The 24,154-nt window shown below is 69.6% G+C and carries 24 protein-coding genes; 6 read left to right on the top strand and 18 right to left on the bottom strand.

Annotated elements, in window-relative coordinates; all coding sequences use genetic code 11:
* Window positions 1-126: 126 nt before the first annotated feature.
* Window positions 127-1,761, top strand: coding sequence for an ABC transporter ATP-binding protein (locus tag AMYBE_RS0134680; protein ID WP_027928327.1), 1,635 nt, complete (start codon window positions 127-129; stop codon window positions 1,759-1,761).
* Window positions 1,758-3,500 carry an ABC transporter ATP-binding protein gene (locus AMYBE_RS0134675; RefSeq protein ID WP_020663990.1) on the top strand — a complete coding sequence of 581 codons (1,743 nt, stop codon included), beginning with the start codon at window positions 1,758-1,760 and terminating at the stop codon, window positions 3,498-3,500. The genes AMYBE_RS0134680 and AMYBE_RS0134675 overlap by 4 nt, the downstream gene beginning before the upstream one ends.
* Before the next feature lie 308 nt (window positions 3,501-3,808).
* On the opposite strand, the gene purQ is transcribed toward AMYBE_RS0134675, so the two are convergent.
* Window positions 3,809-4,486, bottom strand: coding sequence for a phosphoribosylformylglycinamidine synthase subunit PurQ (gene purQ, locus AMYBE_RS0134670; protein WP_020663989.1), 678 nt, complete (start codon window positions 4,484-4,486; stop codon window positions 3,809-3,811).
* Complete coding sequence (purS, locus tag AMYBE_RS0134665) at window positions 4,483-4,722, bottom strand: phosphoribosylformylglycinamidine synthase subunit PurS (RefSeq protein ID WP_027928326.1); 240 nt, start codon at window positions 4,720-4,722, stop codon at window positions 4,483-4,485. Before purS ends, purQ begins: the two co-directional genes overlap by 4 nt.
* 199 nt (window positions 4,723-4,921) lie before the next feature.
* Here purS and AMYBE_RS0134660 point away from each other — a divergent pair, with 199 nt between their 5' ends.
* Together AMYBE_RS0134660 and AMYBE_RS0134655 are read left to right on the top strand one after the other, a co-directional pair.
* A complete protein-coding gene (locus AMYBE_RS0134660) occupies window positions 4,922-6,514 on the top strand; it encodes a GMC family oxidoreductase (RefSeq protein ID WP_020663987.1) in 1,593 nt (530 codons plus the stop codon).
* Window positions 6,511-7,323, top strand: coding sequence for a class I SAM-dependent methyltransferase (locus AMYBE_RS0134655; RefSeq protein ID WP_020663986.1), 813 nt, complete (start codon window positions 6,511-6,513; stop codon window positions 7,321-7,323). Before AMYBE_RS0134660 ends, AMYBE_RS0134655 begins: the two co-directional genes overlap by 4 nt.
* Here AMYBE_RS0134655 and AMYBE_RS42900 read toward each other — a convergent pair.
* From AMYBE_RS42900 to AMYBE_RS0134640, 3 genes are all read right to left on the bottom strand, one after another.
* Complete coding sequence (locus AMYBE_RS42900) at window positions 7,320-8,483, bottom strand: glycosyltransferase 87 family protein (protein ID WP_020663985.1); 1,164 nt, start codon at window positions 8,481-8,483, stop codon at window positions 7,320-7,322. The two genes, AMYBE_RS0134655 and AMYBE_RS42900, sit on opposite strands and share 4 nt — an antisense overlap.
* 193 nt (window positions 8,484-8,676) lie before the next feature.
* On the bottom strand, window positions 8,677-9,840 hold the full coding sequence (locus AMYBE_RS0134645; protein ID WP_020663984.1) for a lactate 2-monooxygenase: 1,164 nt from the start codon (window positions 9,838-9,840) through the stop codon (window positions 8,677-8,679).
* A 9-nt stretch (window positions 9,841-9,849) separates the two neighbouring features.
* Window positions 9,850-11,346: an aldehyde dehydrogenase family protein gene (locus AMYBE_RS0134640; RefSeq protein WP_020663983.1), complete on the bottom strand. Its 1,497-nt coding sequence runs from the start codon at window positions 11,344-11,346 to the stop codon at window positions 9,850-9,852.
* A gap of 328 nt (window positions 11,347-11,674) precedes the next feature.
* Between AMYBE_RS0134640 and AMYBE_RS0134635 the strand changes: the two genes are divergently transcribed.
* Complete coding sequence (locus AMYBE_RS0134635; protein ID WP_020663982.1) at window positions 11,675-12,310, top strand: MBL fold metallo-hydrolase; 636 nt, start codon at window positions 11,675-11,677, stop codon at window positions 12,308-12,310.
* 2 nt (window positions 12,311-12,312) lie between these two features.
* Here the strand turns inward: AMYBE_RS0134635 and AMYBE_RS0134630 are convergent, their stop codons facing one another.
* The 6 genes from AMYBE_RS0134630 to AMYBE_RS0134605 form a co-directional block, all read right to left on the bottom strand.
* The gene (locus tag AMYBE_RS0134630; RefSeq protein ID WP_020663981.1) at window positions 12,313-12,561 is read right to left on the bottom strand and encodes a hypothetical protein; all 249 of its coding nucleotides are present in this window, start codon (window positions 12,559-12,561) and stop codon (window positions 12,313-12,315) included.
* Window positions 12,558-13,088, bottom strand: coding sequence for an RNA polymerase sigma factor (locus tag AMYBE_RS0134625; protein ID WP_020663980.1), 531 nt, complete (start codon window positions 13,086-13,088; stop codon window positions 12,558-12,560). Before AMYBE_RS0134625 ends, AMYBE_RS0134630 begins: the two co-directional genes overlap by 4 nt.
* 168 nt (window positions 13,089-13,256) lie before the next feature.
* Window positions 13,257-13,955, bottom strand: coding sequence for a DUF2334 domain-containing protein (locus tag AMYBE_RS0134620; protein WP_020663979.1), 699 nt, complete (start codon window positions 13,953-13,955; stop codon window positions 13,257-13,259).
* 181 nt (window positions 13,956-14,136) lie between these two features.
* Window positions 14,137-14,667, bottom strand: coding sequence for an NADPH-dependent FMN reductase (locus tag AMYBE_RS0134615; protein ID WP_084470476.1), 531 nt, complete (start codon window positions 14,665-14,667; stop codon window positions 14,137-14,139).
* A gap of 240 nt (window positions 14,668-14,907) precedes the next feature.
* Window positions 14,908-15,711, bottom strand: a complete 804-nt coding sequence (locus AMYBE_RS0134610) for a helix-turn-helix domain-containing protein (protein WP_027928324.1) — start codon at window positions 15,709-15,711, stop codon at window positions 14,908-14,910.
* An 82-nt stretch (window positions 15,712-15,793) separates the two neighbouring features.
* Complete coding sequence (locus AMYBE_RS0134605; RefSeq protein WP_020663976.1) at window positions 15,794-16,675, bottom strand: phosphoribosylaminoimidazolesuccinocarboxamide synthase; 882 nt, start codon at window positions 16,673-16,675, stop codon at window positions 15,794-15,796.
* A gap of 47 nt (window positions 16,676-16,722) precedes the next feature.
* On the opposite strand from AMYBE_RS0134605, the gene AMYBE_RS44430 reads away from it, so the two are divergent.
* On the top strand, window positions 16,723-17,514 hold the full coding sequence (locus AMYBE_RS44430) for an SAM hydrolase/SAM-dependent halogenase family protein (RefSeq protein ID WP_084470475.1): 792 nt from the start codon (window positions 16,723-16,725) through the stop codon (window positions 17,512-17,514).
* Here the strand turns inward: AMYBE_RS44430 and AMYBE_RS0134595 are convergent.
* The 7 genes from AMYBE_RS0134595 to dgoD all read right to left on the bottom strand — a co-directional run bounded on the left by AMYBE_RS0134595 (window position 17,397) and on the right by dgoD (window position 24,152).
* Complete coding sequence (locus AMYBE_RS0134595; RefSeq protein ID WP_020663974.1) at window positions 17,397-18,278, bottom strand: MOSC domain-containing protein; 882 nt, start codon at window positions 18,276-18,278, stop codon at window positions 17,397-17,399. The two genes, AMYBE_RS44430 and AMYBE_RS0134595, sit on opposite strands and share 118 nt — an antisense overlap.
* A 49-nt stretch (window positions 18,279-18,327) precedes the next feature.
* Window positions 18,328-19,068 (bottom strand): amino acid ABC transporter ATP-binding protein, encoded by a 741-nt coding sequence (locus AMYBE_RS0134590; RefSeq protein WP_027928323.1) that lies wholly within the window; start codon window positions 19,066-19,068, stop codon window positions 18,328-18,330.
* On the bottom strand, window positions 19,065-19,805 hold the full coding sequence (locus AMYBE_RS0134585) for an amino acid ABC transporter permease (RefSeq protein WP_020663972.1): 741 nt from the start codon (window positions 19,803-19,805) through the stop codon (window positions 19,065-19,067). The genes AMYBE_RS0134590 and AMYBE_RS0134585 overlap by 4 nt, the downstream gene beginning before the upstream one ends.
* 4 nt (window positions 19,806-19,809) lie before the next feature.
* The gene (locus AMYBE_RS0134580) at window positions 19,810-20,574 is read right to left on the bottom strand and encodes an ABC transporter substrate-binding protein (protein WP_027928322.1); all 765 of its coding nucleotides are present in this window, start codon (window positions 20,572-20,574) and stop codon (window positions 19,810-19,812) included.
* Between the two features lie 20 nt (window positions 20,575-20,594).
* Complete coding sequence (locus AMYBE_RS0134575; protein ID WP_020663970.1) at window positions 20,595-21,398, bottom strand: substrate-binding periplasmic protein; 804 nt, start codon at window positions 21,396-21,398, stop codon at window positions 20,595-20,597.
* A 143-nt stretch (window positions 21,399-21,541) separates the two neighbouring features.
* Window positions 21,542-22,969, bottom strand: a complete 1,428-nt coding sequence (gene purB / locus AMYBE_RS0134570) for an adenylosuccinate lyase (protein ID WP_020663969.1) — start codon at window positions 22,967-22,969, stop codon at window positions 21,542-21,544.
* A gap of 34 nt (window positions 22,970-23,003) precedes the next feature.
* Window positions 23,004-24,152, bottom strand: a complete 1,149-nt coding sequence (dgoD, locus tag AMYBE_RS0134565) for a galactonate dehydratase (protein ID WP_020663968.1) — start codon at window positions 24,150-24,152, stop codon at window positions 23,004-23,006.
* Window positions 24,153-24,154 lie beyond the last annotated feature (2 nt).

The raw sequence follows: 24,154 nt of genomic DNA, 5'->3' as shown, positions 1-24,154 counted from the left end.
TCGCCACAGGCTCCAGACTACGTGTCGGCCGGGTCACACCCGCAGGTGGCATCCCCCGGCCGCCCGGCGTTCACCGGGGATAAATCAGTCGCGCCGGACGCACCGGACGGCTTACCGTCAGTGATCGTGCTTTCCGCCACATATCCCTTTCCCGACATCCGTCTGCCGTCCCGGCCGACGCCGGTGCGGTACCTGCTGGCGGTCCTTCGGGCACGGCCGTGGCTTGCCCTCGGCGCGGCGCTCGCCGGGGCCGGCTGGTCGCTGCCAATGGCGCTGCTGCCGCTGGTGATCGGCCACGGCATCAGCGCCATCGAGGCCGGTGACACTCCCGCGCTGTGGCGCTGGGCGCTGCTCGCGGGCGTGCTCGGCGTGGTGCAGGCGCTGCTCGGCACCGCACTGCACTTCGCCGCCTACGGCCTGTGGCTGCACGGCGCGGGCACGACGCAGCGCGTGGTCACCGACCACACCACGCGGCTCGGCGCGACGCTGCGCGAGGCAGCCAGCACCGGCAACGTCGTCGCGGTCACCTCGTCGGACATGAACTGGGTCGGCAACGCGTTCGAGGTCATCGGCCGTTCGTTCGGATCGATCGTCACGTTCGTGGTGATCGGCGTCGCGATGCTCGGCACCTCACCGCTGCTGGGCACGATCGCGCTGGTGGGCGTCCCGCTGGCGATGGTCGGCATCGGCCCGCTGCTGGCTCCGCTGCAAAAGCGCAAGCTCGCCCAGCGGGAGAACCTGAGCGACGTGAACGCGCTGGGCGCGGACATCGTGTCCGGGCTGCGGATCCTGCGCGGCGTCGGCGGCGAGCGGCGGTTCCTGCGCCGGTTCCGCGACGCCAGCCAGCTGGTCCGCCGCTCCGGTATCGAGGTCGGCCGCAGCGAGTCCTGGCTCGCCGCCGCTGAGGTGCTGCTGCCCGGCCTGGTCACGGTCGCGATCATCTGGCTCGGGGCGCGGCTCGCGCTCGACGGCACGATCAGTGTCGGCTCGCTGGTGGCCTTCTACGGCGTTTCGGCGTTCCTGGTAGTGCCGGTGACCATCACGACCGAGGCGATCAGCGCGCTCAGCTCCGGTCTGGTCGCGGCCCGCAAGGTGTGCGGATTGCTGACACTGCAACCGAAAATGGCGGAGCCGGCGTCGCCGCAACCGTTGCCGGACGGGCCGCTGGAGCTGGTGGACACGGTGAGCGGCATCCGGGTCACGCCGGGCAAACTGACTGTGGTCGACCTGGGTGCCGAGGCGGAGGCGATCGCCGAGCGAATGGCCCGGTTCGCCGATCCGGACGAAGGCGAGCAGGTGCTGATCGGCGGAGTGCCCGCCGATCGGGTTTCGCTGACCGAACTGCGCGCCCGGGTGGTGTACGCGCACAACCAGGACCTGTGGTTTTCCGGGGTGCTGCGCGAGCAGCTCGCACCGGAACATCCACGGAACGTCGACCTCCTGGACGCACTGCACGCCGCGGACGCCGACGACATCATCGAGGCGCTGCCCAAGGGCATCGACGAGGTGATCGGCGAGCGCGGCCGCGAGGTGTCCGGCGGGCAGCGGCAGCGGCTGAGCCTGGCCCGGGCACTGGCGACGGACGCGGACGTGCTGCTGCTGGACGAGCCGACCTCGGCGGTCGACGCGCATACCGAGGCCCGGATCACCCAGCGGGCCAAGGAACTGCGGACCGGCCGGACCACCGTGGTGTTCAGCCAGAGTCCACTGTGGAGGAATGTGGCCGACGAAGTAGTAAGCGCGAAGGCGGTGACGGTATGACGACGCGGCTTCCGCTGGCGTCGAAACGCGACGTACGGCGCTGGGCGTGGCGTACCGCGCTCGAACATCGGCGCGAGTTCTCCTTGATGCTCGGGCTGTTCTCGCTCGCCACGGTGATCGGGCTGGCCGGGCCGCAGCTGCTCGGCCAGCTGGTGGACGGCGTGGTCGGGCACGGCACCACGACGCGAGTGGACCTGCTGGCGGGTGCGTTCGTAGTGGTGCTCGTGCTGCAGGCGTTGGCGAAGAAGGCCGCCCGGCTACGCGGCCGGATGTTCGGCGAGCGGGTGCTCGCACAGACCCGGGAGCGGTTCGTCACGAGCGCGCTGGACCTGCCGCTCGGCACCGTCGAAGCGGCGGGCACCGGTGACCTGCTCAGCCGCGCGACCAGCGACATCAGCCGGCTGGACCACGCGGTCCGGTTCGCCGCGCCGGAGATCCTGATCGCGATCGTGACGGTGCTGTTCACGACGGTCGCGATGATCGTGACGTCGCCGCTGCTGGCGCTCGCGCTGCTGGTGGCGATTCCGGTGCTACTGCCGGTGAACGTCTGGTATCAGCGGCGGATCCCGAAGGCACTGGAGTGGATGCTCGCGCGCTGGGGCGATCTGCAGTCGGTGACCCACGAGACGGTGGAAGGCGCGCGGACGGCCGAGGCGCTGAGCCTCACCGACCGGCGGCTGCGCACCGGGCACAGGGCACTGGACCAGGCGGTGCTGGGCGAGCGCCGGATGCGCTGGCTGCAGCTGCGCTGGCTGCCGTCGCTGGAGGTCAGCTACGTGCTGCCGATCGCGGGGCTGCTGTTGCTGGGCCTGCTCGCGTACTCGCAAGGCTGGGCCGGGCTGGGCACGATCACCACGATGCTGGCGTACGCGCAGGCGATGACCGCGCCGCTGAACGAAGCACTGTTCTGGCTGGAAGACCTGCAGGTCGCGATGGCCGCGGCGCGGCGAGTGCTCGGCGTGCAGCCGGCCGAAGAAACCGAGAAGGTCACCGCGGTGCCACGCGGGCGCGACATCGAGGTGCGCGACGTGCGGTTCGGCTACACGGAGGACCGCGAGGTGCTGCACGGCATCGACCTGAGCGTGCCGCGCGGCGAACGGCTGGCGATCGTCGGGCCGTCCGGGGCGGGCAAGTCGACGCTGGGCAGGCTGCTGGCCGGAATCTCGGCGCCGACATCGGGTTCGGTCAGCGTCGGCGGCACCGAGGTGTCGACGCTGGCGGATGACGTGTTGCGCGGCGAGGTGCTCCTGCTGACCCAGGAACACCACACGTTCTCCGGGACTCTGCGGGAGAACCTGGCGCTGCCGGCCCGGCGCGGCGACCGCGAGTGGACCGACCAGGAGCTGCTCGACGCGCTCGCGTCCGCCGGCGCGGCGGAGTGGACGGCTGGGCTGCCGGACGGGCTGGACACCAAGCTGGGGTCGGGCGCGTACGCGGTGCCGGCCGGGCTGGCGCAGCAGCTGGCGCTGGCCCGGGTAGTCCTTGCCGACCCGCACACGCTGGTGCTGGACGAGGCGACGTCGCTGCTGGACACCGGATCGGCGCGGGAGCTGGAGCGGTCGCTGAACGCGGTGCTGGAAGGCCGCACGGTGATCGCGATCGCGCACCGGCTGCACACCGCCGCGGCGGCGGACCGGGTCGCGGTGGTCGAGGGCGGCCGGATCACCGAACTCGGACCGCACCAGGACCTGCTGGCCGCGGACGGTCCGTACGCGCGGCTTGTCGCGGCGGCCAGCTGAAGAGGATGCCGGAGTGAAATCTGGCATTGTCGCCAGGCGGATGATCTTTCGAGCCTGGGGGTGACGCCGGTTGGCGGTCAGGTCGGTGTTGTCTGCCTCGGCTCCGCCGAGGCGGGCGGGATCGCCGTTAAGCCGGCGTTTGGCGTGAGCGACGCATCCGGCCTGGGGCCGACGCCGCTCACAGGCGGTGCTGGTACGGGTGCGCACGGACCGCTGGCTTTCCAGCGACCACGGCAAGTAAAAGCCGTGAAGGGCCCCTTGCGGGAATCAGATTCCCGCAAGGGGCCCTTCACGGACCTTGGTGCGGATCAGGCGTTCACGAGCGCGTCAACCGCGCTGTAGAACAGGCCGAGGCCGTCGTCGGACGAGCCGGTGAGCGCGTCGATCGCGTGCTCCGGGTGCGGCATGAGGCCGACCACCCGGCCGTTCTCGCTGGTGACGCCCGCGATGTCGTTGCGGGAGCCGTTCGGGTTGCCGCCGACGTAGCGGAACGCCACCCGGCCCTCGCCCTCCAGCATGTCCAAAGTGGACTGGTCGGCTACGTAGCAGCCCTCGTTGTTCTTGAGCGGCACGAGGATTTCCGCGCCCTGTTCGTACCGCGTGGTCCACGCGGTGGTGTTGTTGTCCACCCGCAGCCACTGGTCGCGGCAAACGAAGTGCAGGCCGACGTTGCGGATCATCGCGCCCGGCAGCAGGCCCGCCTCGCACAGGATCTGGAAGCCGTTGCAGATGCCGAGCACGGGCATTCCCTTGCGGGCCGCCTCGATGACCGAGGTCATCACCGGTGCGTAGCGGGCGATCACGCCGGCGCGCAGGTAGTCGCCGTAGGAGAAGCCGCCCGGGACGACGACCGCGTCGACGCCCTTGAGGTCCGCGTCGGCGTGCCACAGCGAAACCGCTTCGGCATCGGCGTACCGGACCGCGCGGGCGGCATCGCCGTCGTCCAGCGTGCCGGGGAAGGTGATGACGCCGATCCGGGCGCTCACGCCTCCACCCGCCGGATCGTCCATTGCTCGATCACCGGGTTGGCGAGGAAGCCTTCGGCCATCTTGGCCAGCGTCTCGTCATCGACGTCGTCGTCGACCTCGAGTTCGAAGTGCCGCCCCTGGCGCACGTCGGCGACCCCGGCGAAGCCCAGCCGCGGCAGCGCGCGCGCCACCGCCTGGCCCTGCGGGTCGAGGATCTCGGGTTTGGGCATGACGTCGACAACGACTCGAGCCACGGCTGGCTGCTCCTTATTTCTGCAGGTCGTGGGTGCAGTAGCAGGGTACTTCACGGGGCCGGGCGGCGGACAGACCGGTGCCCGCGGCGAGACCTGAGCCACCCGGTCGCGCGAGGTCGGCTTCCCGGCGGACTTGCGCGTAGGGTGACCTGCGCCATGATGTGTAGTTGACAGGTGGTCAACAACCTCGGGAGGCAGCGTGGCCGTGCAGGACTCCTTCGACTACGTCATCGTCGGCGCGGGCAGCGCGGGCTGCGTTCTCGCGAACCGGCTCAGCGCGGATCCGGCGGCGCGGGTGCTGCTGCTCGAGGCGGGCGGCGAGGACACCGCGGACGAGATCCACATCCCGGCCGCGTTCTCCTCGCTGTTCAAGACCAAGTGGGACTGGAACTACGAGACCGTCGAGCAGAAGCACACCGGCAAGCCGGCGTACTGGCCGCGCGGGCGGATGCTCGGCGGCTGCTCGTCGATCAACGCGATGATCTACATCCGCGGCAACCGCGCCGACTACGACGGCTGGCGCGATGCGCACGGGGCAACCGGCTGGGGCTGGGACGACGTGCTGCCCTACTTCAAGCGCGCCGAGGGCAACCAGCGCTTCGGCGGCCCGCTGCACGGCACGGACGGTCCGCTGCACGTCGAGGACCGGCGGTTCACCCACGAGCTGTCGCACGCCTGGGTGGACAACGCGGTCGCCTGGGGCCTGAAGCACACCGACGACTTCAACGGCGAGTCTCAGGAGGGGGCCGGGCTCTACCAGGTCACCTGCAAGCGCGGCCGACGCTGGTCAACGGCGGATGCCTACCTCCGGCCGGCGCTGGAACGGCCGAACCTGACCGTCCGGACGCACGCGCAAGCCACCGGGATCGTCTTCGAGGGCACTCGCGCGGTCGGGGTTTCCTACCTGGACAAGGGAGTCGAGCGAACCGTCCGCGCGGACGCCGAGGTGCTGCTCTCCGGCGGCGCGATCAACTCGCCCCAGCTGCTGATGCTGTCCGGCGTCGGACCGGCCGAGCACCTGCGCGAGCTGGGCATCGACGTGGTCGCCGCGTCGCCCGGCGTCGGCGGGAATCTGCACGACCACCCGGCGGTCGGCGTGATCTGGTCGACCAAGGGCACCACCGACCTGACCGACGGCGCGACGCCGGCCGGCCTCCTGCGCTACCAGCTGACCAGGCGCGGGCCGCTCGCGTCGAACATCGGCGAGGCCGGGGCGTTCTATTCGACGCGGGACGGACTGCCCGCGCCGGACATGCAGATCCACGTGGCTCCGACGTTGTTCTACGACAACGGACTGCGCGAACCGGACTGCTCGGGGTTCACGTCCGCGGCCACCCTGGTCGACGTGGCCAGCCGCGGCCAGCTGCGGTTGAAGTCGGCGAATCCGGCGTGGAAGCCGGAAATCGACCCCGGCTACTACTCCGAACCGGCCGACCTCGAAGCGATGCGCTCGGCACTGCGGTCACTGATCGAGATCGGCCGCTCGGGTCCGCTGACGAAGTTCCTGGACCGGCCGTTCCTCCCGGCGACGCACGAGCTGTCGGATGAGGCGCTCACCGAGCACATCCGCGAGAACACCCAGACGCTCTACCACCCGGTCGGCACCTGCGCGATGGGCAGCGGCGAGCACGCGGTGGTCGACCCGGAGCTGCGCGTCCGCGGCGTCGACGGCCTGCGTGTGGTGGACGCGTCGGTGATGCCGGTGGTGCCGCGCGGGAACACCAACGCGCCGACGATCATGGTGGCGGAGAAGGCGGCTGACCTGATTCTCGGGCGCTCGACGGCAGCATGACGGCTTTGCAGCGGTGGCGGGATCTCCTGGCCAGCTGGGCGATCCCGGCCACCATCGATCCGCCGGAATCGCCGTGGGTGCTGCCGCGCGAGGTGTTCCGGCGGCGGGCGGACCGGCAGATCGCCGATCCGATCGGAGCGACGCATCGGCTTGCCGTCGAGGCGTTGCGGGAACCGGGAACCGTGCTCGACATCGGCGCGGCGGCCGGGGCGGCGAGCCTGCCCCTGGTCAGCCGGTCGAAGGTCACCGCGGTGACGGCGCTGGACACCGACGACGAATTGCTCGCCGCGTTCGCCGAACGGGCGGCGGGGGTGGAGCATCGGCTGTTGTCCGGCCGGTGGCCCGACCTCGCCGCGGAGGCTGGCACGGCGGACGTCGTGGTGTGCGGGAATGTGGTCTACAACGTTCCCGACCTCGCGCCGTTCGCGGCAGCACTGACGGCGGCCGCGCGCCGGCGAGTCGTGGTCGAGCTGGCCGCGCGGCATCCGTTGACCGAGCTAAATCCGTTGTGGCAACGGTTTCACGGCATCGCACGGCCGACCGGACCGACGGTCGAGGACTGTCTCGCGGCGCTCGCGGAAGTGGGAATCGAGCCGCAAGTCGTGGCGTGGCAACGGCCGCCGGAGCCCGAGTACGCGAAGTTCACGACCTTGGTCGACGTCGCCCGGCGGCGATTGTGCTTGCCGTTGTCCGCGGCCGGGGACGTCGAACAGGCATTGCTGGAGATGGGCGTGGATCCCGCGGTGCCACCAGATCTTGGGTCTTCCGGCCGGGATCTGGTGACGCTGGTCTGGCCCGGCTCCGGCTAACCGACGCAGACTGGTTCTTCCACCGGGGAACGGGCGAGTTGCGGCGTGAACAGTTGCCACGCAAGGAAACCCAAGGCGAGAATGACATAGGAGTCGCCGACGAGGTGCTGCCACGGTACCCATGCGAGTTCCCTCATCCCGCTAGAGGGCAGGAAGGTGTGCGGCGCGGCGATGAAGACCGCGGCACCCGCGATCAACGCCGCGGCGCCATAGCGGGTGCGGACCCGGGCGGCGAGGATGAGCGTTGCGGGCACCGCCCAAACCCAGTGGTGCGACCAGGAAATCGGGGACAGGACAAGCACGGCCGTCGCGTTGACGACGAAGGCGAGCGGGCCGTCGACGCGCCGCATGACGATCACGGCGGCGATCAGGACGAACGCGGACAGAGCCAGCCATAGCAGGTCGTGGGTGTAGCGCGGCAGGGCGAGACGGTTAAGCGCGCCTTCGATGGTCTGGTTGGTCGCGTAGGGCGAGCCGCTGAAGCCGCCGGCGCTGGTGAGGCCGCCGCCGAAGAAGTACTCGACGGAGGCGCGCGGGGCCACCAGGAAACCGAGCGACGTCGCTCCGGCACCGGCGAGCAGGGCGTTTCGCGTGGCGCGGAAATCCTTGGCGAGCAAGAAGAACAGCAAGAACCCCGCCGGAGTCACCTTGATCGCGGCGGCCAGGCCGACGAGCACTCCGCGCGGCCAGCGCGGGTTGGGAGCGAGGCAATCGACTGCGACCAGCGCCATCAGCACAAGGTTGATCTGCCCGAAAGAAATGGTCGTGCGTACCGGCTCGAAGGCAAGCGCCACAACGGTGAACGCGGACGCCGTCACTGCCGCGGTGCAACGATCCCAGCCCTGCCACAGGCGGCGGACTGCGGCGTACAGGACGGCCCAGAGCGACGCGACGGAGACAAAATCCAGCAAAATGGACGCGACAGACAGCGGCGGGAGCGCCAAGGAAGAGAAGAGAATCGCGGCGAACGGCGGGTAGATGAACGGCAGCATGGAACCCGCTGTCGTGGCGGGGAGAGTGCCGTAAAGGTCCCCACCACCGAGGACTGCGTCCGCGCCGAAGCGGTAGACCTGCAGGTCGACCTGATTGAAGGTGCTGACGGCAGCTGCTGCGAACGCGACGAGCACTATCGCGCTGACGGCGAACACCAAGGCGGGCACCCGCCTGGCTTTTCCTGGCAACCACATACGACGCCGATGGTAACCACGCTGTCGTCGATCTGCCGGATGGGCGAGGCTAGCGCGAACGCTCTTCCCGGTAACCGCACTTCGCGAGCTCAGCGTCCACTGTGGATTCTCCGCCAGTGGCGACGGTCCGGAGATGATTGGCTAGCTGTTCGTCTGAGTCTCGCGACTACCCGACCCGACGCAGCGCTTCCCGAGTGAGGTGGGCCAGCGTCGGATAGCCGTCCACCGCCATGATCAGGTCGGCCTCAGCGAGCAAGGTGCGCAGCACATGGACCACGCCGTCCTCGCCAGCCAGCGACAAGCCCCAGGCATACGGGCGGCCGACACCCACCGCAGTCGCGCCCAAGGCCAGCGCCTTGACTACGTCGGCTCCGGAACGGACACCGGAGTCGAACAGGACTGGCGTGCCGTCCGCGGCGTCGACCACTTCGGCCAGGCAGTCGAGCGCCGGGAGACCGCCGTTGGCCTGCCGGCCGCCGTGGTTCGAGCAGTAGATCCCGTCGACCCCGCCGTCGATGGCGCGGCGCGCGTCGTCGGGATGCTGAATGCCTTTGACCAGCAGTGGCAGTTTCGTCAGAGACCGCAGCCAGGGCAGGTCTTCCCAGGTCAGCGGGTTGCCGAAGAGCTGCGCCCACAACCCGATGGCGGCCGCCGGGTCGTCCTCGGGAGACTTGCCGAGCCGCTGCCGAAACACCGGGTCGGTGAAGTAGTTGGCCAGGCAATGCCCGCGAAGCTGCGGGAAGTTCGCCGTCGACAGATCACGCGGACGCCAGCCGGTGACCCAGGTGTCGAGCGTGACGACGATGCCGCGGAAACCCGCCGCTTCGGCACGCCGCACGAGCGATGCGGCGAGTTCCCGGTCGGTCGGCGTGTACAGCTGGAAGAACCCCGGAGTGTCCCCCAGTTCAGGGACGAGCGTCTCCATCGGATCGACGCTCAGCGTCGACGCGACCATCGGCACGCCCGTTCGCGCGCTGGCCCGGGCGGTCGCCAGGTCGCCGTGCCCGTCCTGCGCGCACAGGCCGATCACTCCGACCGGTGCGAGGAACAGCGGTGATCGCAGCTTGAGGCCGAACAGGTCCACCGACAGGTCGCGCGCGCTGGCCCCGACGAACATCCGCGGCACCAGACCCCAGCGTTCGAACGCCTCGACGTTCGCCCGCTGGGTCCGCTCGTCGCCCGCTCCACCGGCCACGTAGGACAGCACGGACGGCGGAAGCGCCTGTGCCGCGCGGGATTCCAGCTCCGCGTACGCCATCGGCAAATCCGGTACCCGACCCGCTAACCCGGCGAAGTAGATCTCGTGCTGGAAATCGCCGAAGCCGGACACAGTTCTCCTTTAGCGCTTGCCGTGCAGGATGGTGACCAGCTTGGCGACCAGTGCGTCGGTCGACTCCTTGCGGGAGAAGGAAGTGAGCGTGAGCGGAGCGGTGAACCGCTGCCGGGCCACCGCCTTCGGCCGGGCGAACTCACGCAACCCTTCGGGGCCGTGGATCCGGCCGAAACCGGAGTCGCCGACGCCGCCGAACGGCAGCGACGCGATGCCGGCGAAGGACAGCGGCGCGTTCACCGAGGTCATGCCCGCGCGCAGCCGGGCAGCCAGTTCGGCGCCGCGCGAGCGGGAGAACACCGTGGAGCCGAGGCCGTACTTGGTCGCGTTGGCCTTCTCGATCGCTTCGTCCATGTCGCGGACCTTGGCGATGGTGACCGTCGGCCCGAACGTCTCCTCGCGCACTGCCTCGGAGTCTTCCGGAACGTCGACCAGAACGGTCGGCTGAACGTACCGGTCGCCGACGCTTTCCACTCCGCCGACCACCGCTTTCCCGCCGCGCTCGATGGCGTCGGCGATGTGCCGGCGGATCACCGCGAGCTGCGAGGGCATGGTGATCGGGCCGTACTGGGCATCCTCGTCGGAGCCGGCGCGCACGTCCTTCGCCTTCTCGACGACCTTCGCGACGAATTCGTCAGCCACGCGTTCGTGGACGTAGACCCGCTCGACGCCGATGCAGGTCTGACCGGAGTTGGAGAACGCACCCCAGACGGTGGCGTCGGCAGCCGCTTCGAGGTCCGCGTCGGTGTCGACCAGCAGCGCGTCCTTGCCGCCGGCCTCGATCACGACCGGCGTGAGCGTGTTCGCGGCGGCGGCCATGATCTTCTTCCCGGTGGCCGCGGAGCCGGTGAACGCGATCTTGTCCACGCCGGAGCCGACCAACGCGGCACCGGTCTCGCCGAAGCCGGTGATCAGCTGCAGGACCGGCTGCTCGGGCACGATCTCGGCGAACGCGTCGACCAGCCACTTGCCGACGCCGGGGGTGTACTCGCTGGGCTTGAAGACGACGGCGTTGCCCGCGGCCAGCGCGTACGCGATCGAGCCCAGCGGGGTGAACACCGGGTAGTTCCACGGCCCGATCACGCCGACGACGCCCAGCGGCACGTATTCGACGGTCGCGGCCTGGTTGGCCATCAGCAGACCGGACGAACGGCGATGCTTGCCGAGGATCTTGCGGGCGTTCTTAGCCGCCCACGCGATGTGCTCGATCGCCAGCACGCTCTCCAGCTGCGCGTCCGCGATCGGCTTGCCGGTCTCGTCCCGCACGACCTGACACAGCTGCGGCAGCCGCCGGGTCAGCACGCCCTTCCAGCGCTGCAGCCGCTCGGCGCGGCCGGCGAAGCCGAGGTCGGCCCACCAGCGCGCGGCCGCCCGGGCGCGCTCGACTGCCGCGCTGACCTCCTCGGCCGTGTTCACCGGGTAGGTGCCGACCACCTCGTCAGTGGCCGGGCTGAGCGAATCGAACGTCTCACCGACGTGCGTCGGCTTCGGCTGGACCGCGGTCATCGGCGTCTCCCCGTCTTCGGTTCACCCCCCAGGCTACGAGGTTGCTGGCGTACTGCCAACAGCTGCCCGGGCTCTGGCCAGCATGGCACCCGAGCGGGGAGGCGGAAAGTCCTCGATCGGTCCGGCATCGCCGCACGCACCGCCTGCCCCCGCCCGCCCGCCCGAGCAGCGTCCGAGCAGCGTCCGTCAAGGGCCCCTTCACGGAATCCAAGTCCCTGAAGGAGTCCTTCACGGGCCACCAAGGACCTCAAGGAGCCGTTCACGGGCCATCCGGGCGGCGGACCCCCGGGCGTAAGGTGAACTCGAACGACCAAACAAGGAGACCCCTATGCGGATCGTCCATTTCGGACATTCCTGCGTACTGCTCGAAACCCCCAGCGAACGCATCCTGATCGACCCTGGCACGTTCTCGCCCGGCTTCGAGACCGAGCGTGAACTGTCCGCGGTCCTGATCACCCACCAGCACTTCGACCACCTGGACGCCGACCGCCTCCCGGCCCTCCTGGCCGCGAACCCGGACGCCAAGCTGATCGTCGACCCCGGCTCGGCCGAGACGGTCGAGAACCTGCACCTCGAGTTCGAGGTCGCCCAGCCGGGCAGCGCGTTCACGATCGGCGGCACCGCGGTGTCGGTCGTCGGTGGCGAGCACGCGGTGATCCACGCCGACATTCCGGTGATCCCGAACATCGGCTACCTGATCGACCACGGCGCGTTCTACCACCCGGGCGACTCGTTGTTCGTGCCCGAGCAAAAGGTCGACGTGCTCGGCCTGCCCACCGCCGCCCCGTGGCTGAAGCTCGGCGAAGCGGTGGACTTCCTGCGCGCGGTCGCGCCGCGCCGGTCGGTGCCGATCCACGAGGCAATCCTCGCCAACCCGGCGATGGCGTACGGGATGTTCCAGCACCTCGCGCCGGAAGGCACCGAGGTGAAGGTGCTCGACCGAGGCGTTTCGACCGAGCTCTGAGCTCAGTCCGGACGGACGAGTTCGCATCGGCCGTCGACGCATTCGCGGCGGAGCCGGCCTGCCGAGATCGTCGCCGCCAACTCGACGAACCAGCAGGTCGGACAGCCACGCAGGGCGATCAGCCCGGCCGGTGCGAGCAGCAGGCCGACCGGGCCGAACGCCGGGAGCAGCGCGAAGGCGGCGGCCAGCGCACCGAATCCGAGCAGGCCGCGGAGCAGGTGGCGCGGCACGGAAGTGCCATGGTCGTTCATCGCGGCTCCTTTCCACAGGTCAAGTGGTCCCGCATGGCCGCGCGGGCACGGTGCAGCCGGGATTTCATCGCGGCGACGCTCAGGCCGAGGACATCGGCCACCATGCGCCCGGGGTGGGCCTGGATGTCCCGCATGATCAAGACCTGCCGTTGATCCGGCGGCAACGCCGCGATCGCGGCCGCGATCCGTTCGGCTTCGAGCCGCTGCAGCACGGCGTCTTCCGCTGACGGCACAGCGGAAGGCAGCTCCGGACGCCACCGGATCAGCCGGACGCGGCGCAGGCATTCGTGCCGGACGATGCGGAACATCCACGCCGCCAGCGCACCGGACGCGCGAAGCGTGCCGATCTTGCGGTAGAGCACGATCAACGCTTCTTGCGCGGCATCCTCGGCGTCTTCCTGGGTGGCGCACAGGCTGTGCGCGAACCGCCGCACATGCGGATAAGAACCGGACACCAGCGCGGCGATCGATTCGGCATCGCCGCCGACGGCCGCGTCAACCAGCTTCTCGCTCGCCCAGTCAGCCACGGGACCGGCTCCGCCGACGCAGCGCGACCGCGCAGGTGCAAGCGAGCAAGGCGACCACGACGATTCCGGCAACAATCACTTCGACCTCCAGTATGGCGTGCCGGCCGGGATGGCCGACACCTCAACTAGAGGCGGTAGGTCCTCGAAAGGATTCTTCTCGGGTGGCCGCTACGCCGCCGCGGTGTGCCGCAGCGAGCCGTACGTGCTGCCGAAGGCGCGGTTTTCCAGCGCGACATCGACCGCGTCCAGCAGTGCCTGCCTCAGGCCAGGCCGACTCAGGTCGGCAGCGTCGATGCCGAGCCGTACGAGTCCACCGCGCCTGGCCGCGCGCGCAGTCGCGAGGATCAGCGCGAAGCAGCGAACCGTCTCCGTACGCTGCGACTGGCTCGAGAACTCCTGTACCCGCGCGCGCCGGATTTCGCCGGTCACCAAGTCGCGGACAGCGGCCTGGTCGGCGCACAACGTGAAGCCGTGCTCGCGCAGTGCCTGCACTGTGCCAGCGGACGCGAGCCAGCGCGGAGGCGCGAAGCCGTCGACAGCCACACCGGTAGCGTCGAGCGCCGCCTTCGCCGCGATGAGCCTCAGGCGCGCTTCATGCGCAGGGAGCGCCGCGAACTCCGCCTTACGCCCCAGGTGCACCGCGCGATGCGTCGGCGTGACGCGGTGGTCGTAGCCGTTGAGCAACACGGAGTCGCCTGCTTCGGCGCGCGTACGGACCCAGGCCGTCACAGGTCCGTCCTCAGTGCGCGCTACATGCAGGATCGAGAGCGGGACGTGACGGCGTTCGAGTTCGGCCGCCAGATGCGCACCACGGTGCAGCGTGCGCGTAGTGACCCCGGACAACGAGACCAGCAGGCGAGCATCCACGCCTCCATTGCGCCGCAGCCGTGTGGCGACCGCCTGACGCCTCCGTGAACTACGCGTGAGACTTATGCGGCGGACAGTTACCTTGCCCGCCAGGCAGCCTTACCGACATGCGCGACAACGCCGATCGCCGGGGTGCTGGCTGAGGCTTGCCGGGACAGCGTTCTCCGCTGGACGCACCGCCTCACGGGGTAGCGGGTTTCGCCGCCTCGACCAGGCGCCGCACCGCGACCGCGACCCGACCTCGCAGATCGGGGTCGATGAGCGCCCCGTCCTCGACCGCGTGCCGAGGAATCGGAATCCGCGCACAAGCCTCGTCGACAATGCGGGTTCCCGCGTACGTCAAGGTTTTCCGCAGCGACTCATGCGCATCCGCGCCGCCAGTCGGCGCGGCGACCGAGGACGCGTTGATCCACGCCACCGGCTTGCCGTACATCTCCCCGCCGCCGATCGTCCAGTCGAGCACGTTCTTGAACGCCCCCGGCAGCCCGCCCGCGTACTCCGGAGTGCAGAACAGCACCCCGTCCGCCGCGGCGATCGCCCCGCGCAACGCGGCGACCTCACCAGCCAACGGATCCCGATCAAGATCCGGATTGAAGTGCGGCAGGCCCGCCATTCCGCCGTACACAGCGGACGGGGCGAACCCGGCAGCAGTCGCGATGACAGCAGCGTTGACCGATCCAGCCCGCAAACTGCCGCTGATGAGGAGAAGCACACCGCCAGTGTGCCAGCAGAAACGCACCCAGCCGCATTTCCGCCCCCCACGCCACCCCACCCCACCGCCCCGCCACCCTTCCCCCCGCCCAAGCCGCGGGATCGCGTCGGCGTCTGGAGGGAGCGGCGTGACCGGCCCCCCGGCCGGGCGCGCCGCTCCCTCCAGACGCCGACTTAAAAGCGCTCCCGCCCGCCCCGGCGGAGCCGGGGCAATCAAACACAGCCGGGGCAATCAACACAGCTACCTTCCCCGGAGCACGGAGTCCAGCAGGGCTTCCGTTCCGGCCTTCGGCAGTGCCACTTCGAGCAGCATCCCGGCTACCTCGCGATACTTCGCCACCCGCGCCGGACTCGAGCTGCTCGCGCTCTCCCGCAGCAGCCGCTCGTGGACGATCGATGGCAGGTCCGCGAAGTCGAAGATCGTGAACGCCCGGCCTAGGTCCGGCCGCCGTCCCGCGGGGACCACGCGCACGTCGGCCCGGGCGTCCGTTACTGCCGCGCGCAGGTGTCGCAGCTGCTCCGTCATCACCTGCGCGCCGCCGACCCTCTTGCGCAGCGCCGCTTCTCCCAGCACCAGCACGCACCGCACTCCCGATTCGAGCACCGTACGGCGGGCCAGCCTCCCGGCCACCCGCGACTCCACCTCGTCGGCGTACTGCGCGTACAGCAGCTCGCGCGCGTACGCGCTCGTCTGCAACAGCGGCGGCACCACTTCCGGCTCCCAGCCGAACACTGCCTCCGCTGTGCGCTCCCACTCCAGGTACGGCTCTTCTCCGCCGCTGTCTATCCAGTCCTGCTCTCGCGCTCCGCGCGCCATCTCCACTATTCGCCTGCGGTCCGCACCGATCACCCGGCAGTGCGCCAGTACCGCCCCTATGTCCTCCGGCTTCGGCAGCCGCAGTCCTCGTTCCCAGTTCGTCACGAAGCCGGGCGTCATCCCCAGCAACCGGGCCAGCTCTCTTACACCCAGGCTTCTTCTCTCCCGTGCCGCGCGTAGCTCCAGGCCCAACGCCCTCGCGCGCGGTGTTGCGTACGGTGTGGTCATGGTTGCAGTCTGTCACGGGGTGCTGACAGTTTTCGGGGTTCTCTCCCTGGGGGCCTCGGCCGGGCCTTCGCCGGCTACCTCCCTACAGCCACTCCTTCAGCGACAACCCCGTCATCCGCTCGTACGCCTCCACGTACCGCTTCCTCGTCGCCTCCACCACTTCCTCCGGCAACGGCGGCGGCTGTTCGTTCGACGCGCGGTCCCATCCAGACTCCGGCCCGGTCAGCCAATCGCGCACGTACTGCTTGTCGAACGACGGCTGCGTCCTTCCCGCCTCGTATCCGTCCGCCGGCCAGTACCGCGACGAATCCGGCGTCAGCACCTCGTCCGCCAGCACCAGCGCGCCCGTCTCGTCCACCCCGAACTCCAGCTTCGTGTCCGCGAGCAGGATTCCGCGTTCCGCCGCCAGTTCCGCACCGCGGCGGTAGATGGCGAGCGTCGCCTCGCGTACTTCCTCCGCGCGCTTCGCGCCGATCGTCGCGACCACGGCGTCGAACGACACGTTCTCGTCGTGCTCGCCGATCGCGGCCTTCGTCGCGGGCGTGAAGATCGGCGAAGGCAGCTTCGATGCCTCGACCAAGCCCGCAGGCAGCTCGACACCGCACACTGCCCCCGTACGCCGGTAGTCCGCGTACCCGGAGCCGGTGAGGTACCCGCGCGCGACAGCTTCGACCGGAAGCATTTCGAGCCTGCGTACGAGCAGCGCGCGCCCGCGCACCTCCGCGGGGATGCGCGCGTCGTCGTACGCGACGAGATGGTTCGAGACCAGGTCCGACAGCTGTTCGAACCAGAACACGCTCATCGCCGTGAGCACGCGGCCCTTGTCGGGGATCGGCGTGTCCAGCACGAAGTCGTAGGCGGAGATGCGGTCTGAGGTCACGAGGAGCAGGTGGTCGTCTCCGACCGCGTACAGGTCCCGGACCTTGCCGGCGGCGATCTTCGGGTAATCGGCGAGCGTCGTCACTGCTGCACCCTAACCCGCGGGCCTCGGCAGCGAGGATGATGCAGGTCATGGCCTACCGCTGGATCTCGTTCACGACCGACTACGGGCTGCATGACGGCTTCGTCGCCGCGTGCCACGGGGTCATCGCGGGGATAGCGCCCGACGTACGCGTTCTCGACGTGACCCACCTCGTTCCGCCTCAGGAGGTGCGCGCGGGTGCGGCAGTGCTCGCGCAGACCGTGCCTTCGCTTCCGGAAGCCGTACACCTCGCGGTGGTCGACCCAGGCGTCGGCACGGACCGCCGTGGCATCGTGGTGGTCGCCGCGCACGGCGTACTGGTCGGCCCGGACAACGGCCTGCTTATCCCGGCCGCAGAGGCGTTAGGTGGCGTGTACGCGGCGTACACGATCGACAGTGTCCCGGTGTCCGCAACGTTCCATGGCCGCGACGTCTTCGCACCAACCGCCGCGCGTATCGCGCTAGGCGCGGACCCGGGATCCTTCGGCTCCGCTGTCGAGGACCTCGTGCGGCTGCCGGACCCGTTGGTCGCCGCGTTCCCCGAAAAACTCGTCTCAGACGTGCTGACCGTCGACCACTTCGGCAACGTGCAGCTCGCCGCCACCCCCGCGGACCTGGAGCTGACCGGCCTGACCGGCGCGGTCACCGTGCACAGCGAACACGTCGCCGTGCCGGCGACGATCGGACAGACCTTCGGCGACGTGCCGCCCGGCGCGAACCTGGTCTACACCGACTCGGCGGGCAGGCTCGCGGTGGCGGTCAACGGCGCTTCCGCCGCCGCCGTGTTGAAGATCGGACCGACCGAGGAGTGCACGATCACCGCGTCGCCGACCGCCAGCTGACCGGGCCGGATCACCGCGGCCTTCATCCCGAACAGCACGCCGCCGTCGGGGTCGCGGTGGTACTTCGCGAGCGTGCGGATCGGCTCCGGACCGGAGCGCTCGCCGGTCTCCTGGTCCACCATCGGCACCGCGCAGCGGACGCACAGCTTCGCGTAGCCCAGCTCCGCCCCGCCGGCCGTCAATCGGCGCACCGAGTCCTCGGCGTGCGGCTCCAGCCAGCCGCGCACCACGAGATTCGGCCGGAACCGGTCCATCGGCACCGGCTCGCCGCCGTTCTCGGCGATGCGCTCGTTCAGGCCGTCCAGGGAAGACTCGGAGACCACCAGCATCGCGTGCCCGTCCGCGAACCGCGCGGTGCCGGCGGTCTCGCCGCTGGTCACCCGCTCATGCCCGGGCGCCACGCGCAGCAGGGCCGACGGCTCGCCGACCACCGCGGAGAACCATTCGGCGGCGTCCGCGCCCTGGTGCACGCCCTCGCCGTTCCAGCCGAAGGTGCTCGCCGGGTGCCGCGGACCGTCCTCGCGCACCTCCACCACCAGGTCTTCGACGCCTGGCGCGGACAGCTCCAGGCGCGTGCCGGTCAGCCGGGGCTTGATCGCAGCCATCACCGGGAACCTCCGCTGGCTGCGGAAGTCTCCGTCCTCGGCGACGACGATGAACTCGCGGTCGTGCGCCAGCCCGGCCGCAGTCGCCTCGGTGGCCGGCACGGAGATGCCAGCGCAGCCTTTGACCGGGTAGTAGATGAGCTGCGAGATCGTCGCCATGGTTTCGACGCTACCCGGTGCGCGACGCGAACACGCTGGGATTATCCCGTCACAACACCTGCGACAAGAACTGCTGCAACCGCGCGCTGGACGGCGTCTCGAACACCTGCTCCGGCGTGCCCTGCTCGACGATCCGTCCGGCGTCCATGAAGGCGACCTCGTCGGCGACGCTCCGCGCGAAACCCATCTCGTGGGTCACCACGAGCAACGTCAGACCGCGCTCGGCCAGGCCTGCCATCAGGTCCAGGATGCCCTTGACCAGCTCCGGGTCCAGCGCGCTGGTCGCCTCGTCGAACAGCATCACTTCCGGTTCCATCGCCAGCGCCCGGGCGATCGCCACCCGTTGCTGCTGGCCGCCGGACAGCGCGGTCGGCCGGTACGGGGCCTTGTCGGCGAGGCCGACCTCGGCGAGCCGGGCCCGCGCGATCTCCACCGCGTCCTCTTTGGACAGGCCCTTGACGCTGCGCAACGGCAGCACGATGTTGTCCAGTACGGTGCGGTGGCCGAACAGGTTGAAGTGCTGGAACACCATTCCGACCCGCTGGCGCAGCTGGTCCGGGTCCGCCGCGATGACGCTTTCCCCGTCCAGCAGCAGATCGCCGCTGTCCGGTTCCTGCAGCCGGTTCACGCAGCGCAGCAGCGTCGACTTGCCGGAACCGGACGGGCCGATCACGCAGGTGGTGCTGCCGCTGGGCACCGTCAGGTCCACCCCGCGCAGCACTTCCAGCGTGCCGAAGCTGACGTGGATGTCGCGCAGCTCCACCGAGGAAGAACGCACTGCCGTACTCATATCGCCCCGCCCGCGAGCATTTCGTTGCTTTCCGTCGTGACCTTGCGACCGGTCTGCAGCCGCTTGTCGATGTAGTTCACCAAGTGCGTCAGCGGCACCGTGATGAGCAGGTAGACGAACCCGGCGGCGACCAGCGGCGACAGGTTCCCGGTGTTCGCGGCCAGATCCTGGCCGATCCGGAACAGTTCGCGCTGCGAGGTGAGGAACCCGAGGAAGTACACCAGCGTCGAGTCCTTCACCAGCGCGATGAACTGGTTCACCAGCGCGGGCAGCACCCGGCGCACGCCCTGCGGGATCACCACCAGCAGCATCGCCTTGGCGTAGCTCATGCCGAGCGCGCGGCTGGCCTCCAACTGTCCTTTGTCGACACTCTGGATGCCGGAGCGGAAGATCTCGCCGATGTAGGCGGCGGCGATCAGGCTCAACGCGGCGATGCCGAGCGGGTACGGATTGGTCCCGACGATCCCGCGAGCCAGCGTCCCGATCCCCTGGCCGATCACCAGGATGGTCAGGATCGCGGGCAGGCCACGGAAAATGTCCGTGTAGATCCGGGCAGGCCAGCGCAACCAGCGCTTCGCGGACAGCCCCATGACGGCCAGCACCATGCCGAGCACAGTGCCGATCAGAGCGGACGCCACAGCGAGGATCAGCGTGTTCAGCAGACCGGTCTTGAGCAGGTCCGGGAAGACCTGCCAGATGTAGTCCCAGTCGAAGAAGGTGTTGATGAATTGGTCCATCAGGCTACTTCGTCTTGAAATCCGCCGGCACCGGAATGTTCGGCTCGAACTCCTGGTGCACCTTTTGCCAGGTACCGTCCGCGATGGCCTTCTTGATGCCGTCGTTCAGCTTGCCCAGCAGCTCGGCGTTGCCCTTCTTCACCGCGTACCCGTGCGGAATCGTGGTGGTGATCGCCTTGGTGACCTTGAGGTCGGCGTCCTTGCGCGCATAGTCCTCGGCCGAGACCTGGTCGAACACCGCGCCGTCCACCGCCGCCGACTTCAACGCGCTCAGCGCGGCCGCGTCGTTCGGAAACCGCACAACCTGCGCCTTCGGTGCGTTCGCGGCCACCCAGCTGTCCGACACAGTGCCCTGCACCACGCCGATCCGCTTGCCCGCCAACGAGTTTTCATCGGTTACGCCAGATCCGGCCTTGGCCTCGATGCCGAGCGACTGGTAGTTGTACGGGTCGCTGAAGGCGACCGTCTTCTTGCGCTCGTCGGTCTGCGCGATGGCCGAACTGCCGATGTCGAACCGGCCGTTCGCCACGCTGCCGAGCAACGCGGAGAAATCGGTCGACACGAACTCCAGCTTCAGGCCCTCTTTGGCGGCGATGTCCTTGAGCAGCTCGTTGTCGAAGCCGGTGAACTGGCCGTTCTCCTGGTAGGCGTTCGGCCGGGAATCGCTCAGCGTGCCGACCCGCAGGGTCTGCTCGCCGCTGCCGCCGCCGCACGCGGCGAGCCCGACCGCCAGTACCCCCGCGATTGCGGTGCTGATCAGCTTTTTCATGCCCACAGTGTGCCCGCGCATCAGGAATTCGCCACCGGAAGGCCAGGCCCGCCCTTTTCCAGTTCCTTGGCGACCGGTGCTTCCTTGAAGAACTGGGCGTGCAGCCGCGCCGCGGTGCCGTCGGCGATCGCCTTGGCCAGCCCGTCGTTGATCTTCTTCAGCAGCTCCGGGTTCGACTTGGAGACCGCGAACGCCGACGGAGTGTCCTTGTCCGCCACCGTGTAACCGAACTCCAGCGGAACGGCCGGGTTCTGGTCGAGGTACTTCTGGCCGATGTCCTTCGGCACCACCCAGCCGTCCAGGCTGCCGGTCTTCAACTGCGCGAATCCGGCGTTGTAGTCCGGGAACCGCACGACCTGCGCACCGGCCAGCTTGCCGGCGAATTCGTCCTGCACCGAGCCCTGCACGACGCCGACTCGCTTGCCCGCGAACGAGTTCGCGGCGGGCAGCGCGGCGCCCTTCTTGCTGACGACGGTGGTGAAGCTGGAGTCGTAGCCGTTGCTGAAGGCCACCGTCTTCTTGCGCGCGGCGGTCGCGGAGATCGTCGAGGAGCCGATGTCGAGCTGGCCGCTGGCGACCTTGGCGAGCAGTCCGGAGAATTCGGTGCCGACGAACTCGACCTGGAAGCCCTCGCGCTTGGCGATGTCCCGCAGGAGTTCGTTGTCGTACCCGGTGAACTGGCCGTTCTCGAGGTAGATGCTCGGCGGCGCGTCGGTGAGGGTGCCGACGCGCAGGGTGGCCCCGGCGGCGTCCGAGGAGGACCCGCACGCCGTCAGGCCCGCGGTGGCGGCGACGGCGGCGAGCGTGGCAATGAGCTTTCGCATGACTTCTTCCTGAATAGCCGGGGTGCGCAAAGGAAAGCGCCAGGCCGGGTTGGGCGGCCGGGCGCTTCCGGGTTCGGCGGGAAGACTAAAAGCTTCGCTCGATCGAGTAATCTCGTCTCAGCAAGTGGACGAGGTGCGCGCGCTCACAGAATCGGCTGCGGCGCATAGCCCGCCGCGTCCGGGAATCGCTTCAGCACTTCTTCCACCCGAGCCGCGACCTCTTCGACCTGACGCGGGGCGACCCCGGTGAAGGAAATCCGGTCGGCGAGGAGTTCGTCCAGCTCAGCGCGGTCGAGCGGGAGCCGCTCATCGGCCGCGAGCCGGTCCAGCAGGTCGTTTTCCGCGCCGCGTTCGCGCATCGCCAGTGCGACGCCGACGGCGTTTTCCTTGATCGCCTCGTGAGCGGTCTCACGCCCGACGCCGCGGCGCACCGAAGCCATCAGCACCTTGGTGGTCGCGAGGAACGGCAGATAGCGATCAAGCTCACGCTCGACCACGGCCGGGAAGGCGCCGAATTCGCCGAGCACGGTGAGGAAGGTCTCCAGCAGGCCGTCGAGCGCGAAGAACGCGTCCGGCAACGCGACGCGGCGCACCACGGAATCGGAGACGTCGCCCTCGTTCCACTGGTCGCCGGCCAGCTCGCCGATCATCGACAAGTAGCCGCGCAGGATCACGGCGAGGCCGTTGACGCGCTCGCAGGAGCGGGTGTTCATCTTGTGCGGCATGGCCGACGAGCCGACCTGGCCGGGCTTGAAGCCCTCGGTGACCAGCTCGTGCCCGGCCATCAGCCGGATCGTCTTGGCCAGGCTGGACGGCGCGGCGGCGAGCTGGACCACGGCGGACAGCACGTCGAAGTCGAGCGACCGCGGGTACACCTGGCCGACGCTGACGAACCGGTTGCCGAAGCCGAGGTGCTCGGCGATCTTCGTCTCCAGCTGGTCCAAAGTGGACTCGTCGCCGAGCAGGTCGAGCATGTCCTGTGCGGTGCCGACCGGGCCCTTGATGCCGCGCAGCGGGTACCGGTCGATCAGGTTGTCCAGCCGGGAGAACGCGACCAGCAGCTCGTCGGCCGCGGTGGCGAACCGCTTGCCGAGCGTGGTCGCCTGCGCCGCGACGTTGTGCGAGCGGCCGGCCATCACCAGGTCGGAGTGCTCGACGGCGAGCGCGGCCAGCCGGCCCAGCACCGCCGCGACGCGGCCGCGGACCAGTTCGAGCGAGCGCAGCTGCTGCAGCTGCTCGACGTTCTCGGTGAGGTCGCGCGAGGTCATGCCCTTGTGCACGTGCTCGTGCCCGGCGAGGGCGTTGAACTCCTCGATCCGGGCCTTCACGTCGTGCCGGGTGACGCGCTCGCGAGCGGCGATGGACTCGAGGTCGACCTGGTCCACGACGCGCTCGTAGTCCTCGATCACGCCATCGGGCACCTCGACGCCCAGCTCGGCCTGGGCGCGCAGCACGGCGAGCCACAGCCGCCGCTCGAGCACGACCTTGCGTTCGGGCGACCAGAGCGCCACCAGCTCCGGCGAGGCGTAGCGGGCGGCGAGCACGTTCGGAATGCTGGGCTTGAGCGTCACGCGGTCACGATACCTGTGCAGGTCAGCGAGGCGGTCACCACTCTGTGAAGGCACCGTCGGGCAGCCGCCAGATCGGGGACCGCCAGGCGTGGCCGGTCTCGTCCGCGCGGCGGACCGCTTTCTCGTCCACCTCGATGCCGAGGCCGGGCGCGGTGGGGCGCGCGGCGTAGCCGTCGGTGAAGCGGAACAGAGAGTCGTCCGCGAGATACGCGACCGGCTCGCGTCCGTCGTGATAGTGCATCCCGAGGCTCTGTTCCTGGATCAGGAAGTTCGGCGTCGCGAACGCGACCTCCAGGGCGGCGGCGAGCGAGATCGGCCCGAGCGGGCAGTGCGGTGCGAGGTTCGCGCCGTAGACCTCGGCCAGCGCGGCGATCCGGCGCAGTTCGGAGACGCCGCCCGCGTGCGACGGATCCGGCTGCACCACGGCGACGCCCGCGTCCAGCACCGGCTTGAACTCCCAACGCGAGAACAGTCGTTCGCCCAGTGCGATCGGCACTGTCGACGCGTCCACCACGGAGGCCAGCACCTCAGCGGGCAGCTCCGGCAGCACCGGTTCCTCAACGAACATCGGCTGCACTTCTTCGAGCATCTTCACCAGCCGCCGCGCCATCGCGGGCGAAACCCGGCCGTGGAAGTCGATCGCGAGGTCTCGGTCGGGTCCGAGGGCTTCGCGAGCCTCGCGGGCCCGGGCCAGCACCGCGGCCGAGTCGGCGGGTGTCGCGATCGGCCCCATCGGACCGGAGACATTCATCTTGATCGCGGTGAAACCGGCCTCGACCTGTGCGGACACCGCGTCGAAGATCCCTGCTGGACGGTCTCCGCCGACCCACGAATACACCCGGACGCGGTCGCGGACCGGGCCACCGAGCAGCTCGTGCACCGGCGCGCTCCGGGCCTTGCCGGCGATGTCCCACAGCGCCTGGTCGAAGCCCGCCAGCGCGCTGGAGAACACCGGTCCGCCGCGATAGAACCCGCCGCGCCGCAGTACCTGCCAGTGGTCCTCGATGCGCAGCGGATCCTTCCCGACCAGCAGCTCAGCCAGCTCGTGCACCGCAGCGCGGACGGTTTCGGCGCGGCCCTCGACGACCGGCTCGCCCCAGCCGGCGATGCCCTCGTCGGTGCTGACTTTAAGAAACAGCCAGCGCGGTGCGACCAGGAAGGTTTCGATTCCGGTGATCTGCACGC

Origin of the sequence: Amycolatopsis benzoatilytica AK 16/65 (genome assembly GCF_000383915.1) — a bacterium.
Classification (GTDB): Bacteria; Actinomycetota; Actinomycetes; order Mycobacteriales; family Pseudonocardiaceae; genus Amycolatopsis; species Amycolatopsis benzoatilytica.
This window is presented reverse-complemented; position numbering and strand designations above follow the sequence as displayed.